Origin of the sequence: Burkholderia sp. EMB26 (assembly GCF_024730645.1) — a bacterium.
In the GTDB taxonomy this organism is placed as follows: domain Bacteria; phylum Pseudomonadota; class Gammaproteobacteria; order Burkholderiales; family Burkholderiaceae; genus Burkholderia; species Burkholderia cenocepacia.
Map to the genome: position 1 here is coordinate 2,143,240 of NZ_CP078070.1, position 12,696 is coordinate 2,155,935.

A 12,696-nucleotide genomic window follows, 5' to 3' on the forward strand; every position below is an offset into this window, starting at 1 on the left:
GATCAGCCGATCCAGCGACGTGCGTTGCGGAACACCCGCATCCACGGGCTCGCGTCACCCCAGCCTTCCGGGTGCCAGCTCATCGTCACCGTACGATGCACGCGCTCCATGTGCGGCATCAGCACCGAGAAGCGGCCGTCAGCCGTCGTGACCGACGTGATGCCGGCGGGCGACCCGTTCGGGTTGAACGGATAGCGCTCGGTCGCTTCGCCGCGGTGGTCGACGTAACGCATCGCGACCGCGACGCGGTCGATGTCGCCTTGCTGCGAGAAGTCCGCATAGCCTTCGCCGTGCGCGACCGCGACCGGAATCCGCGAGCCTTCCATTCCCGCGAAGAAGATCGACGGCGATTTCTCCACTTCGACGAACGAGAAACGCGCCTCGAACTGCTCGGACTTGTTGCGCGTGAACTTCGGCCACGCTTGCGCGCCCGGGATCATCGACGCGATGCTCGACAGCATCTGGCAGCCATTGCAGATACCGAGGGCGAACGTATCGGGACGCGCAAAGAAGGCCGAGAACATGTCGGCGAGGTTCGCGTTGAAACGGATCGTCTTCGCCCAGCCTTCGCCCGCGCCCAGCACGTCGCCGTACGAGAAGCCGCCGCACGCGACCGCACCCGCGAAATCGGCCAGCGTCGCGCGGCCCGCGAGCAGGTCGCTCATGTGCACGTCGTGCGCATCGAAGCCGGCGCGGTCGAACGCATACGCCGTTTCCAGATGCGAGTTCACGCCCTGCTCGCGCAGGATCGCGACGCGCGGCCGTGCGCCCGTCGCGATGAACGGCGCGGCGATGTCGTCGGCCGGATCGAACGTGAGCACCGGCGAAAGGCCCGGGTCGGCCGCGTCGAGCAGCGCGTCGTATTCGGCATCCGCGCAGGCGGGGTTGTCACGCAGGCGCGCGATGCGCCAGCTCACTTCGCTCCAGGCGCGATGGAGCTCGGTACGCGGCGCGTCGAAGATCTTCTTCGCATCGCGGTACACCTCGATCACGTCGCGATCGTTGACCGAGCCGATCACGTGCGAGCACGTCGACAGGCCGAATTCGCGCAGCGCGCCGAGCACCGCGTCGCGGTCGGACGCGCGCACCTGCACGACGGCGCCGAGCTCTTCGGAGAACAGCGCGCGCAGCGTGCGGTCGTCGCGACGGCCGCTCGTCTGCTTCGCCCAGTCCTTCGCGTCGCCGTAGTCGGATTCGTGGTTCGGGTCGAGCGTCAGCATGTCGACGTTCAGCGATACGCCCGCGTGGCCCGCGAACGCCATTTCGCACACGGTCGCCCACAGGCCGCCGTCCGAGCGGTCGTGGTACGCGAGCAGCTTGTCCTGCGCATTGAGCGACTGGATCGCGTTGAAGAAGCGCTTCAGGTCTTCCGCGTCGTCGACGTCCGGCGTCGTGTCGCCGACCTGCTGCGTCACCTGCGCGAAGATGCTGCCGCCCATCCGGTTCTTGCCGCGGCCGAGGTCGATCGCGATCAGCACGCTGTCGCCCGCATCCGCCACGCGGCGCAGTTGCGGCGTGAGATGGCGGCGCACGTCCTCGACCGGCGCGAACGCGGAGATGATCAGCGACACCGGCGACACCACTTCCTTCGCGACGCCCTGCTCGTCCCACTTCGTCTTCATCGACAGCGAATCCTTGCCGACCGGGATGCCGATCCCGAGCGCCGGGCACAGCTCCATGCCGATCGCCTTGACCGTGTCGAACAGCGCGGCGTCTTCGCCGGCCGTGCCGCACGCGGCCATCCAGTTCGCGGACAGCTTCAGCTTGTCGAGCGACGCGATCGGCGCGCTCGCGATGTTCGTGATCGCTTCGCCGACGGCCATGCGGCCCGATGCGGGTGCATCGATCACGGCGAGCGGCGTGCGCTCGGCCATCGTCATCGCCTCGCCCTTGAAGCCCGCGTAGTCGAGCGCGGTGATCGCGCAGTCGGCCACCGGCACCTGCCACGGGCCGACCATCTGGTCGCGCACCGACGTACCGCCGACCGAACGGTCGCCGATCGTGATCAGGAACGACTTGCTGCCGACCGTCGGGTGCTTCAGCACGTCGAGCGCGACCGCCGACAGCGCGATGCCGGTCACGTCGACCGGCGCACGCTCGGTGTTCACGCGCGTGACGTCGCGGTGCATGCGCGGCGGCTTGCCGAGCAGCACTTCCATCGGCATGTCGACCGGGTATTCGTCGGCGCCCGTCGCTTCGTCGTCGACGAGCTTCAGCTGGCGTTCGTCGGTCGCGACACCGACCACCGCGAACGGGCAGCGCTCGCGCGCGCAGATCGCCTCGAAGCGCGGCAGGTCGGCCGGCGCGATCGCCAGCACGTAGCGCTCCTGCGCCTCGTTCGACCAGATTTCGCGCGGCGACAGGCCCGATTCCTCGAGCGCGACCTTGCGCAGTTCGAAGCGCGCGCCCTTGCCCGCGCCGTCGACGATTTCGGGGAATGCGTTCGACAGGCCGCCCGCGCCGACGTCGTGGATGCTCAGGATCGGGTTTTCCGCGCCGAGCTGCCAGCAGCCGTTGATCACTTCCTGCGCGCGCCGCTCGATTTCCGGGTTGCCGCGCTGCACCGAGTCGAAGTCGAGTTCGGCCGTGTTCGCGCCGGTCGCCATCGAGCTCGCGGCGCCGCCGCCCATGCCGATCCGCATGCCGGGGCCGCCGATCTGGATCAGCAGCGAGCCCGCCGGCACGTCGTGCTTGTGCGTGTGCTGATCCGCGATGTTGCCGAGGCCGCCCGCGATCATGATCGGCTTGTGATAGCCGTGCACCGTGCCGCCGACGTTCTGCTCGTAGACGCGGAAGTAACCGCCGAGGTTCGGGCGGCCGAATTCGTTGTTGAAGGCGGCGCCGCCGAGCGGGCCGTCGATCATGATCTGCAGCGGCGACGCGATGCGGTCCGGGCGGCCGTACGGGCCGTGCTGCTCGTTCGGGTTGCGCTCGGCCACCGGCTGCGCGGCGTCGCGCGCGTTTTCCCACGGCTGGCGGGCGTCCGGCAGGTCGAGGTTCGACACGGTGAAGCCCGTGAGGCCGGCCTTCGGGCGCGCACCGCGGCCCGTCGCGCCTTCGTCGCGAATCTCGCCGCCCGCGCCGGTCGCCGCCCCCGGGAACGGCGAGATCGCCGTCGGGTGGTTGTGCGTCTCGACCTTCATCAGCGTGTGCGTGAGTTCGGTGTGGCGGCCGTAGCGCTCGCCCGGCTCGCCGGGCGCACCGGCCTTGCGCGGGAACCAGCGCTCGGCCTCGGCGCCGACCATGATCGACGAGTTGTCCGAATACGCGACGATCGTGCCCTGCGGGCTCAGCTTCTCGGTGTTGCGGATCATCGCGAACAGCGACATGTCCTGCGCTTCGCCGTCGATCGTCCACTGCGCGTTGAAGATCTTGTGGCGGCAGTGCTCGCTGTTCGCCTGCGCGAACATCATCAGTTCGACGTCGGTCGGGTTGCGTTCGAGCTTGCGGAACGCGTCGACCAGATAGTCGATCTCGTCGTCGGCGAGCGCGAGGCCCAGCTCGACGTTCGCGCGCTCCAGCGCGCCGCGGCCGACGCCCAGCACGTCGACGGTCGACAGCGGCTTGGCCGGCAGTTCGTCGAACAGGTGCTTCGCGTCGTCGCGCGCCGCGACCACGCTTTCGGTCATCCGGTCATGCAGCGCGGCCGCGACGGCCGCGCGCGCGTCGTCCGACAGCGCCTTCTTGCCGCCGAGCAGGCCCGACTTCAGCGTGACCGTGAATTCGACGCCGCGCTCGATGCGGCGCACCTGCGTGAGGCCGCAGTGCTGCGCGATGTCGGTCGCCTTGCTCGCCCACGGCGAGACCGTGCCGAAGCGCGGCAGCACGACGAAGGTCTCGGTCGTGCCCTTCTCGCCCGCCGGCTGGAACGGCTCGCCATAGTGCATCAGCGCATCGATGCGCGCGCTGTCGTCGGCCGACAGCGGCTCGGCCGCATTGACGAAGTGCAGGAACTGGCCGCGTACCGCGACGATGTTGGCGTCGATTTGCCTGAGCGTATCGAGCAGACGGGTTTGACGGAAATCGGAGAGGGCCGAAGCGCCGGGAAAACACGAGAAGTGAGCCATGGGCTGGACTGACGTCGATGAGTCGCGCGAGGTGGCGACGTGGGGCGAAAGGAAGGCCGTAATTATACCCGGAAGTCGGCCGCCCAAGACCGGCCGATCGGTAGTCCGCATGCACCGCGACGGTGCCGGGACGCGTGGCGCGCACGGCCGCCCGCCGGGCCGGCCTGCGCGGGCCCAGGATGCCCGCCGCCGTGGCCCGACCGCACGACCCATGCTCGGCCGGCGCCGGCTCGCGCACTTTTGGCGCTATCATTCCGGGTTCACCGGGCCCGGCCCTCAGCGAATTCTCACCGGGCGGCGTGCGCGCCGCCCGTCATCGAAGCACTCCATGGATGTCATCGTCATCGGCGGCGGAATCAGCGGCGTCGCCACCGCCTACCAGCTGCGCGCGGCCGGCCATCGCGTGTGCGTGGTCGAACGCCACGCGACCGTCGCGCAAGGTGCGACCTACGGCGACGGCGGCGCGCTGCTGCCGAGCCCGCTCGACGTCTGGTTCGGCCCGACTTTCATGCGCCAGCGCCAGCCGCGCGACAGCGGCATCGTCTACAAGCCGGGCTTCAACGGCGGCGTGCGCCGCTTCGTCAAGCAGCTCGGCACGCTGCGCGAGCCCGACGCGTTCGCCGCGCAGTACGCGCGGCTGCGTCCGCTGATCGACGCGTCGCGCGACGCGCTCGCCGATATCGACGCGCGTCTCGAGCTCGAATTCGAACAGAAACCCGGCATCCTGCACGTCGTGCGCGATCCGCGCGACTGGGATGCGCTGCAACCGGCGCTCGACCTGCTGCGCACGCTCGACCAGCCGTACCGCACCCTCACCGCCGACGAATGCGCGGCGCTCGAACCGTCGGTGCCGGCCGAACCCGGCTTTGCCGGCGGCGTGCTGCTCGAAACCGAGCGCACCGGCAATTGCCCGCTGTTCGCGAAACTGATCAAGCAGACGCTGGACGAGCACGGCGTGCAGTTCCGCTTCGGCGCGGACGTCGCCGCGATCCGCGTCGACAGCGGCCGCGCCGCGGTCGAGCTCGTGCCGCCGGGCAACCGGCGCGCGGCGCAGGCGCGCGAGGTCGACGTGATTTCCGCGGACGCGATCGTGGTCGCCGCCGGCGCCGGCAGCCTCCCGCTGCTCGAACGGCTCGGCTGGCGCCTGCCGCTGCACCCGGCGCGCGTCCATACGCTCACCGCACCGGTCGCGTACGAGGAACACTCGCCGCACCTTTGCGTCGTCGATTCGATCAAGCGGATCTCGATCACGCGCACCCACCAGCGGCTGCGCGTCGGCGGCGCCGCCGTGCTGCAGAGCGTCGCCGATACCGCGAAACCGCTTGCCGAGCCGTTGTCCGAGGCCGCGCTCGCGTTGCTCGGCCAGGCCGTCCATGACTGGGTGCCCGGCGCCGCCAAGATCTCCGCCGCCCTGCCGTGGCGGGGCATGCAACTGCTGTCGCCGGACGGCCTGCCCGTCGTGGGTCCGACCCCGCACCCACGCGTGTTCGTCAATTTCGGCCATGGCCCGGCCGGCTGGGGCCTCGCGTGCGGGTCTGCTAAAGTGGTGACCGACTATCTGGGCGGCAACGTCCAGCACTGGCCCGCCGACACGCTCGCCGCGCTGAGCGCCGGCCGCTTCACGATCTAACCGCCGCGGGCCGACCCGTGGCGGCCTCCTTGCCCGCCGCCACGATCCCGCGATGACCGTTACCCGCCCGCTTCCCGATTCCGATCCGATCGCACTGCTGCGCGTCGCCGACCTGCGCGCGGCCGAAGCCGACGCCGCCGCCGCGCTGCCGCCGCACACGCTGATGGGCCGCGCCGGCGCCGCCGCCGCGCACTGGCTGTCCGAACGCGTCGCCGGCGACGATCGCCCCGTCTGGTTCGCGGTCGGCCCCGGCAACAACGGCGGCGACGCGCTGGTGGCCGCCGCGCAGCTCCAGCAGCTCGGTGTCGCCACGCATGCGTGGATGCCGGTGCCGGTCAAGCCGGACGACGCGCAATGGGCGCTGGGCCTCGCGCGCACCGCCGGCGTGCCGTTGTCGGCCACCGCGCCCGCGTCGCTGGAGGGCTACGCGTGGGTCGTCGACGGGCTGTTCGGCATCGGCCTCGGCCGTGCGCTCGACGGCGCGTTCGCGGAGCAGGCCGCACGCATCGCCGCCCATGCGCGCAGCGGCGGCCGCGTACTCGCGCTCGACGTGCCGAGCGGGCTCGACAGCGATACGGGCCGGATCGTCGGCGCGGGCGTCGCCGTCGCGGCCACCCACACGCTCACCTTCATCGGCGCGAAGCCCGGCCTCTACACGGGCGACGGCCGCGATCTCGCCGGCGAGATCCACGTCGCGTCGCTCGACGTCGCGCCGCCCGCCGCGCCGGCCATCGTGCTGAATGCGCCCGCGCGCTTCGCCGCGGCGCTGCCCGCGCGCGCCTTCGCGTCCCACAAGGGCACGTACGGCAGCCTCGCGGTGCTCGGCGGCGACACGGGCATGTGCGGTGCGCCGATCCTCGCCGCCCGCGCCGCGCTGTTCGCGGGCGCCGGCAAGGTGCACGTCGGCTTCCTTGGCGCGGGCGCGCCGCCGTACGACCCGCCGTTCCCCGAACTGATGCTGCATCCGGCCGACACGCTCGACCTCGGCGCGATGACCGCGATCGCGGCCGGTTGCGGGCTCGGCACGCGCGAGGCCGCGGCGACGCTCGTGCGCGACGTGCTCGCGCACGACCTCCCGACGCTGCTCGATGCCGACGCGCTGAACCTCGTCGCGACGCACGCGGACCTCGCGGCCGCCGTCGCCGCGCGCGGCGCACGCGGCAAGCCGTGCGTGCTGACGCCGCATCCGCTCGAAGCCGCGCGCCTGCACGGCAGCGACACGGCCGCGGTGCAGCGCGATCGCGTCGCGGCCGCGCAGACGCTCGCCGCCCGTTACGCCGGCATCGTCGTGCTGAAAGGCTCGGGCACGGTGATTGCCGCGCCCGACGGACGCGTAGCGATCAACCCGACCGGCAACGCGGCGCTCGCCACCGGCGGCACCGGCGACGTGCTCGGCGGCCTGATCGGCGCGCTGCTCGCGCAACGGGTCGCGCCATACGAAGCCGCGCTGGCCGGCGTCTACCTGCACGGCCTCGCGGCCGACACGCTGACCGCGAACGGCACCGGCCCGGCCGGGCTCACCGCGGGCGAGCTCGCGCCGATGGTGCGCACGCTGATCAATCGCCTTTTTTATCCGTCGCCGCGCGCCGACACGTAACGCCGCTATACTGACTGCCCCGCCGCACGGCGGGCCTTCTCGTCCGCCGGCTTTCCGATCCCGATGAGCCGGCGCGGCATTCCTCCCGATTCACGCTTCACTCGAACCGTCATGACGCTGAAATCGCTCCCCGCCTGGACTGCCCTTCAATCCCACTTCGAACAGATCCGCCACGCGCGGCTGCGCGACTGGTTCGCGCCGGAAAACGACCGCGCGCCGACCCGCGCCGAACGCTTCACGATTCCGGGCGGCGGTCTTGCGGCCGATTTCTCGAAGAACCGCATCGACGACGAAACGGTGCGCCTGCTCGTGCAGCTCGCGCGCGACGCGGGCGTCGAAGCGCGCCGCGACGCGATGTTCGCGGGCGAGATCGTCAACCCGACCGAAGGCCGCGCCGCGCTGCACACCGCGCTGCGCGCGACCGACCCGCAAGCGCCGTTCCACGCGCAGGTGAGCGCCGAGCGCGCGAAGATGGCGACGTTCGCGCGCGCCGTGCGCAGCGGCACGTGGACGGGCTATACGGGCAAGCGGATCCGCCACGTGATCAACATCGGCATCGGCGGCTCGGATCTCGGGCCGAAGATGGTCGTGCATGCGCTGCACCACGTCGCGACGCCCGAGATCTCGACCCACTTCGTGTCGAACGTCGACGGCGCCGATCTCGCGCGCGTGCTCGAACAGGTCGATCCCGAGGAAACGCTCGCGATCATCGTGTCGAAGACCTTCACGACGCTCGAGACGATGACGAACGCACGCTCGCTGCGCGACTGGTTCGTCGCGCGCGGCTGCCCCGAGGACGCGCTCGCGAAGCACTTCGTCGGCGTGTCGGCGAACCCGGCCGAAGTCGTGAAGTTCGGCATCGCCGCGGACAACGTGTTCGAAATGTGGGATTGGGTCGGCGGCCGCTATTCGCTGTGGTCGGCGGTCGGCCTGTCGATCATGATCGCGGTCGGCCCGGAGCAGTTCGACGAGCTGCTGGCCGGCGCGAACGACATGGACCGCCACTTCCGCGAAGCGCCTCTCGAGCGCAACCTGCCGGTGCTGCTCGGCCTGATCGGCATCTGGTACCGGAACTTCTTCGGCTCGCAGAGCTATCTCGTCGCGCCGTATTCGGAAGCGCTGCACTACCTGCCGTCGTACCTGCAGCAGCTCGAAATGGAGAGCAACGGCAAATCCGCGCGGTTGGACGGCACCTTCGTCGACTATCCGACGTCGGCCGTCACGTGGGGCGAGCCGGGCACCAACGGCCAGCATGCGTTCTTCCAGATGCTGCACCAGGGGCCGACGATCGTGCCGATCGACTTCATCGCGGTGCTGACGCCCGAGCATCCGCTCGCGAGCCACCATCCGAAGCTGCTCGCGAACTGCTTCGCGCAGAGCGAGGCGCTGATGCTCGGCCGCACGCTCGAAGAAGCGCGCCAGGTCGCCGGGCCCGGCAAGGAAGCGCTCGCGCCGCACCTGACGTTCCCCGGCAACCGCCCGACCACGACGCTGCTCGTCGATGCGCTGACGCCGCGCGCGCTCGGTGCGCTGATCGCGCTCTACGAGCACAAGGTGCTGGTGCAGGCGACGGTGTGGGACATCAATCCGTTCGACCAATGGGGCGTCGAGCTCGGCAAGATTCTCGGCAAGGTCGTCGAAGCCGACCTGTCCGCCGAATCGGTCGACCCGGCGAAGCACGACTCGTCGACCACGGCGCTGATCGAGCGCGCCCGTGCGGCGCTCAAGCGTTGAAGCACTGACGCATCAACGCCCATGCCCATGCGGGCCGCGCCACTCAGGTTGCGCGGCCCGCACGACCCTTCACGCGTTGCGCGATGCCGCGTGCGGCGCGACGATGCGCCCCGCTTCGATCGTCACCGTCGTCGCACAGCGGCGCGCGAGTTCGGCATCGTGTGTGACGAGCACGAGTGTCGCGCCGTGCGTGCGGTTCAGTTCGAACATCAGGTCGATGACCGCGTGGCCGGTGGCCGCGTCGAGGCTGCCGGTCGGCTCGTCGGCGAACAGGATCGCCGGACGCGTGACGAACGCGCGTGCGAGTGCGACGCGCTGCTGTTCGCCGCCCGACAGCAGCTTCGGATAATGCGTGGTGCGTTCGCCCAGACCGACCTGCACGAGCAGCGCCCGGGCACGCTCGGCCGCCTCGCGCGCGCTGATGCCGCCCTGCAGTTCGAGCGGCAGCATCACGTTCTCGAGCGCCGTCAGGTGCGGCATCAACTGGAACGACTGGAACACGAATCCGACCGCGCCGTTGCGCAGCGCCGCGCGCTCGTCCTCGTCGAGCTGGTCGAGCGCGCGGCCGAGCAGGCGAACCGTGCCGCTCGTCGCGCTGTCCAACCCCGCAAGCAGGCCGAGCAGCGTCGATTTGCCCGACCCCGATGCGCCGACGATCGCGAGGCTGCTGCCCGGTTGCACGGCGAGCGTGATGCCGTCGAGGATCGTCAGCTCGCCCGTTGCATCGGCAACCCGCTTGCACACGTCATGGACTTCGATGATCGGATCGGTAATCTTGAACATGGACACGACATTTCGCTGGAAAAGACGCGCGGCGGCCGCCGCGCTGCTGGGCACCCTGCTGGCCGTCACCGTACCCGCGCGCGCCTCGACGGCGTCGGCATCGAGCCAGCCCGTGATCGTCGTGCTCGGCGACAGTCTCTCGGCCGAATACGGACTGCCGCGCGACACAGGCTGGGTTGCACTGCTGCGGCAACGGCTCACGACCGAGCGAATCGATTATAGCGTCGCGAACGCCAGCGTCAGCGGCGACACCACGAGCGGCGGCCGTGCGCGGTTGCCCGCGGTGCTGCAGCGACTCAAGCCGTCGATCGTCGTCGTCGAACTCGGTTCGAACGATGCGCTGCGCGGCGTGCCGCTCGCGACGACCGAGCAGAACCTGCGCGACATCATCGCCAGCGCGCAGCGTGCGCGGGCGAAGGTCGTGCTGGTCGGCATGTACGTGCCGCCCAATTACGGCCCCGACTACACGCAGAAGTTCCACGCGGTCTATACGCGGCTGTCGAAGGACCTCGCCGTGCCGCTCGTGCCGTTCCTGCTGGCCGGCATCGAGAACAAGCCGGAGATGTTCCAGGCCGACCAGATGCATCCCGCGCAGCAAGCCCAGGGCATTCTGCTCGACAACGTGTGGCCGGCGCTGAAGCCGTTGCTCGGCAAGCCGCACGGCTGAGCGCAGCCGCGCACCGGAAAACAAAAAGCCCCGCTTCGAGCGGGGCTTTTTGATGGTTGCGGGCGAAACGACGTTCAGTTGTCGCCGTCTTGCTGCTGGCTGGCCGTCGTGCCGTACAGCTTCACCTTCGAGCGATCGCGCAGCGCGGCGAGATACGCCTCGCCTTCGCTTTGCGCGTCGACCTGCGCCATCTGCTGCTGCGCGGCCGCCAGTTGCTGCGGATCGACCGCCGACCCCGGGATCACCGCGTTCACGCGATAGATCGCATAACCGTCCGCACCAAGATCGACCCCGACGTACGCCGGCAGCGTCTTCGCATCGACCTTGTAGACGGCGCTCAGCGCAGCCGGCGTCAGGCCCTGCGATTGCGTGCGCGACACCTTCTGCGCGGCCGCGAAGCCGTCGGTCGACTTCGACTTCTGCAGCTCGGCCAGCTTCGCCGCCCCATCCTTCTTCGCGAGTTCCGCGGCTTGCTCGGCGATGACCTTCTGGCGCACGACGTCCTTGATCGCATCGAGTGCGGGCACGGCAGCCGGCTTGTAGTCGGTCACGCGCGCGGAGATCAACGTATTGTTGCCGACGTCGATCGCCTGCGTGTTGTTCTGGTTCTTCACCGAGTCGTTCGCGAACACGGCGGCGAGGAATTTCGCGTTGTTCAGCGGGCTCGTCGCCGGCAGTTGCGGATTCGGCGTCGGCGTGACGGTGGCCGTCTGGATCGTCAGCTTGTACTTGTCCGCGGCCGGCTGCAGCGTCTTCGCCTTTTCGTAGACGGTCGACGTGAACCCTTCCGCGTTGTCCGAGAACGCCTTCGATGCGTACTGCTGCTTCAGGTCGATCGCGATCTGGTCCTTCACTTCCGCGAACGGTTTGACGACCGCCGGCTTCACTTCGGTCGCCTTCAGGATGTGGAAACCGAGGTCCGACTGCACGATACCGCTCACGTCGCCCTGCTTCAGCGAGAACGCGGCATCGTCGAACGCCTTGCCGCCCGCGGTCGAGCCGCGCGTGATGAAGCCGAGGTCGCCGCCCTTCGCCGCCGACGGCGCGTCCTGCGAGCTCTTCTGCGCGATCTGCGCGAACTGGTCCGGATGCGCCTTCACGTCGGCGAGCAATTGCTCGGCCTTCGCTTTCGCGGCCGCCTTGTCGGCCGCGCTGGCGCTGCCCGGCGCGGCGATGAAGATGTGGCTCACGCGCACCTGCGCTTCGGTACGGAAGTGCGTCGGATTGTCGTCGTAGAACTTCTTGATGTCCGCTTCGGTCGGCTGCGCGCTCGCGGCCGCTGCGGCCGGCGAATAGACGAGGTACTGGATCGTCGCGGTTTCCGGCGTCGCGAAGCTCTGCTTGTGTGCGTCGTAGTATGCGGCGAGCTGCGCGTCGGTCGGCTGCACCTTCGCTGCGAAGTCGCTCGTCTTCAGCACGAGCGCCTGCACTTCACGCTGTTGCGCGGCGAGTTCGGACAGGCGTTGCGCGAGGCTCTTCGGCGTGAACGCACTCGACACGATGCTCGCCGGAATCTGCTGCAGCGCGAGGCTGTAACGCACGCGCTCCTGGTACTGCTCGGGCGTCATTCCCTGGAACGACAGCAGCTGTGCATAGCGTTCGACGTCGATCGATCCGTCGGGCTTCTTCAGCGACGCGATCATCGGGTCGCTCATCAGCGCGTCGCGTACGGCGTTGTCGGAGGCGGTCAGGTGCAGACGTTGCGTCTCGTCGGCCAGCACGCGTTGCTGGATCAGGCCGTCGAGGACCTGCTTGCGATGCTCGGGCGTGTCGAACATCTTGATGTCGAACTGCCCGCCGAGCGCCTGTCGCGCCTGGTCGATCTGCTGGCGAAACGCGCCGTCGAATTCGACCCGCGTGATCTTGTGCCCGTTGACTGCCGCGACGTTCGCACTGTCGTCGAAGAAGCCGCGGAAGCCTTGGATCCCGACGAAACCCAGCCCCGGCAACACGATCAGGAGCAGGAGCGCCATCATCAGGCGCTGGTGATTACGGAAGAAATCGAGCATGCGTGACGGGAAAATTGGACAAAACGTCCGATATTACAACATACGGGGTGGGACGGGAAAAAACGCAGGCGTACCGTGCGCGAGCGGGATGCGACAACGGGACACGCGAAATGAAAAAGCCGGCACGAGAGACGGGCTTCTTCACGCACCCGCCAGCGGGCGCAAAACCGAATGCCCGAATGCACAAACGACAATGCCCGCACGACGCG

At 69.4% G+C, this 12,696-nt stretch carries 7 protein-coding genes; 4 read left to right on the top strand and 3 right to left on the bottom strand.

The genetic code is table 11. The features are described from left to right. Positions 1–2: 2 nt before the first annotated feature. The gene (gene purL, locus KU887_RS10105; RefSeq protein WP_034201618.1) at positions 3–4,067 is read right to left on the bottom strand and encodes a phosphoribosylformylglycinamidine synthase; all 4,065 of its coding nucleotides are present in this window, start codon (positions 4,065–4,067) and stop codon (positions 3–5) included. A 328-nt stretch (positions 4,068–4,395) separates the two neighbouring features. Between purL and KU887_RS10110 the strand changes: the two genes are divergently transcribed. From KU887_RS10110 to pgi, 3 genes are all read left to right on the top strand, one after another. Continuing rightward, positions 4,396–5,697, top strand: coding sequence for an FAD-dependent oxidoreductase (locus KU887_RS10110; protein WP_124633290.1), 1,302 nt, complete (start codon positions 4,396–4,398; stop codon positions 5,695–5,697). Between the two features lie 52 nt (positions 5,698–5,749). After that, entirely contained in the window at positions 5,750–7,294 is a 1,545-nt protein-coding gene (locus tag KU887_RS10115) for an NAD(P)H-hydrate dehydratase (protein ID WP_062910561.1), read from the top strand. 111 nt (positions 7,295–7,405) lie between these two features. After that, positions 7,406–9,028 carry a glucose-6-phosphate isomerase gene (gene pgi / locus KU887_RS10120; RefSeq protein WP_034201616.1) on the top strand — a complete coding sequence of 541 codons (1,623 nt, stop codon included), beginning with the start codon at positions 7,406–7,408 and terminating at the stop codon, positions 9,026–9,028. 69 nt (positions 9,029–9,097) lie between these two features. On the opposite strand, the gene KU887_RS10125 is transcribed toward pgi, so the two are convergent. After that, positions 9,098–9,811 carry an ABC transporter ATP-binding protein gene (locus KU887_RS10125; RefSeq protein ID WP_196432868.1) on the bottom strand — a complete coding sequence of 238 codons (714 nt, stop codon included), beginning with the start codon at positions 9,809–9,811 and terminating at the stop codon, positions 9,098–9,100. Here KU887_RS10125 and KU887_RS10130 point away from each other — a divergent pair. Continuing rightward, positions 9,810–10,478: an arylesterase gene (locus KU887_RS10130; RefSeq protein WP_111441696.1), complete on the top strand. Its 669-nt coding sequence runs from the start codon at positions 9,810–9,812 to the stop codon at positions 10,476–10,478. The genes KU887_RS10125 and KU887_RS10130 overlap by 2 nt on opposite strands. A 74-nt stretch (positions 10,479–10,552) precedes the next feature. Here the strand turns inward: KU887_RS10130 and KU887_RS10135 are convergent, their stop codons facing one another. Beyond that, complete coding sequence (locus KU887_RS10135; protein ID WP_212136378.1) at positions 10,553–12,487, bottom strand: SurA N-terminal domain-containing protein; 1,935 nt, start codon at positions 12,485–12,487, stop codon at positions 10,553–10,555. Positions 12,488–12,696: the final 209 nt, after the last annotated feature.

What these genes read in the sequence shown, in the direction of transcription:
- KU887_RS10115 (WP_062910561.1), top strand. Translation starts at nt 5,750, where the DNA reads ATGACCGTTACCCGCCCGCTTCCCGATTCCGATCCGATCGCACTGCTG.
- KU887_RS10130 (WP_111441696.1), top strand. Translation starts at nt 9,810, where the DNA reads ATGGACACGACATTTCGCTGGAAAAGACGCGCGGCGGCCGCCGCGCTG.
- KU887_RS10110 (WP_124633290.1), top strand. Translation starts at nt 4,396, where the DNA reads ATGGATGTCATCGTCATCGGCGGCGGAATCAGCGGCGTCGCCACCGCC.
- KU887_RS10125 (WP_196432868.1), bottom strand. Translation starts at nt 9,811, where the DNA reads ATGTTCAAGATTACCGATCCGATCATCGAAGTCCATGACGTGTGCAAG.
- KU887_RS10135 (WP_212136378.1), bottom strand. Translation starts at nt 12,487, where the DNA reads ATGCTCGATTTCTTCCGTAATCACCAGCGCCTGATGATGGCGCTCCTG.
- pgi (WP_034201616.1), top strand. Translation starts at nt 7,406, where the DNA reads ATGACGCTGAAATCGCTCCCCGCCTGGACTGCCCTTCAATCCCACTTC.
- purL (WP_034201618.1), bottom strand. Translation starts at nt 4,067, where the DNA reads ATGGCTCACTTCTCGTGTTTTCCCGGCGCTTCGGCCCTCTCCGATTTC.